This is a genomic window from Streptomyces sp. NPDC088766, from assembly GCF_044750845.1.
In the GTDB taxonomy this organism is placed as follows: Bacteria; Actinomycetota; Actinomycetes; order Streptomycetales; family Streptomycetaceae; genus Streptomyces.
On the sequence record NZ_JBIVKQ010000058.1, the window covers coordinates 1,538 to 3,122 of the forward strand.

The following is a 1,585-nucleotide window of genomic DNA, read 5'->3' on the forward strand; positions in this document are numbered from 1 at the left end:
CACTTCTCACCGATCCCTCCGGGGTGAGGTCAGAGGCCAGTTCATCAGCGAACGTCTGATGCTGGTTGCTCATGGGTGGAACGTTGATTATTCGGCGCTCTTGGCTGTCTTCTCCTTCCAGTACTGCTCTTCGGGGCGTGGAACGAATGAGGGAAGCGGTGAGGGTGCCGGGCACGCTGTTGGGTGTCTGAGGGTACGAGCGTTGCTCGTCCTTCGGCTGCCGGCCCCAGTGCACTCGATACCCGTGAGGGTTCGGGGTGATGGGTGGCTGGTCGTTGTTTGAGAACTGCACAGTGGACGCGAGCATCTGTGGCCAAGTTTTTAAGGGCGCACGGTGGATGCCTTGGCACCAGGAACCGATGAAGGACGTGGGAGGCCACGATAGTCCCCGGGGAGTCGTCAACCAGGCTTTGATCCGGGGGTTTCCGAATGGGGAAACCCGGCAGTCGTCATGGGCTGTCACCCATACCTGAACACATAGGGTATGTGGAGGGAACGCGGGGAAGTGAAACATCTCAGTACCCGCAGGAAGAGAAAACAACCGTGATTCCGGGAGTAGTGGCGAGCGAAACCGGATGAGGCCAAACCGTACACGTGTGAGACCCGGCAGGGGTTGCGTGTGCGGGGTTGTGGGATCTCTCTTCTGTCGTCTGCCGGCGACAGGACGAGTCAGAAACCGTTGGCGTAGACGAAGGACATGCGAAAGGTCCGGCGTAGAGGGTAAGACCCCCGTAGTCGAAACGTCAGCGGCTCGTTGGAGAGACACCCAAGTAGCACGGGGCCCGAGAAATCCCGTGTGAATCTGGCGGGACCACCCGCTAAGCCTAAATATTCCCTGGTGACCGATAGCGGATAGTACCGTGAGGGAATGGTGAAAAGTACCGCGGGAGCGGAGTGAAATAGTACCTGAAACCGTGTGCCTACAAGCCGTGGGAGCGTCGCGCATTGAGTTTACTCAATGCGTCGTGACTGCGTGCCTTTTGAAGAATGAGCCTGCGAGTTTGCGGTGTGTTGCGAGGTTAACCCGGGTGGGGTAGCCGTAGCGAAAGCGAGTCCGAACAGGGCGACTGAGTAGCACGCTCAAGACCCGAAGCGGAGTGATCTAGCCATGGGCAGGTTGAAGCGGAGGTAAGACTTCGTGGAGGACCGAACCCACCAGGGTTGAAAACCTGGGGGATGACCTGTGGTTAGGGGTGAAAGGCCAATCAAACTCCGTGATAGCTGGTTCTCCCCGAAATGCATTTAGGTGCAGCGTCGTGTGTTTCTTGCCGGAGGTAGAGCACTGGATAGGCGATGGGCCCTACCGGGTTACTGACCTTAGCCAAACTCCGAATGCCGGTAAGTGAGAGCGCGGCAGTGAGACTGTGGGGGATAAGCTCCATGGTCGAGAGGGAAACAGCCCAGAGCATCGACTAAGGCCCCTAAGCGTACGCTAAGTGGGAAAGGATGTGGAGTCGCACAGACAACCAGGAGGTTGGCTTAGAAGCAGCCACCCTTGAAAGAGTGCGTAATAGCTCACTGGTCTAGTGATTCCGCGCCGACAATGTAGCGGGGCTCAAGCGTACCGCCGAAGTCGTGTCATTGC

At 57.9% G+C, this 1,585-nt stretch carries 1 rRNA gene (only partly in view); it reads left to right on the plus strand.

From position 1 onward, the window contains the following. Nucleotides 1-311: 311 nt before the first annotated feature. Nucleotides 312-1,585, plus strand: a 23S ribosomal RNA gene (locus ACIP5W_RS35695); it runs 1,270 nt beyond the window's last position.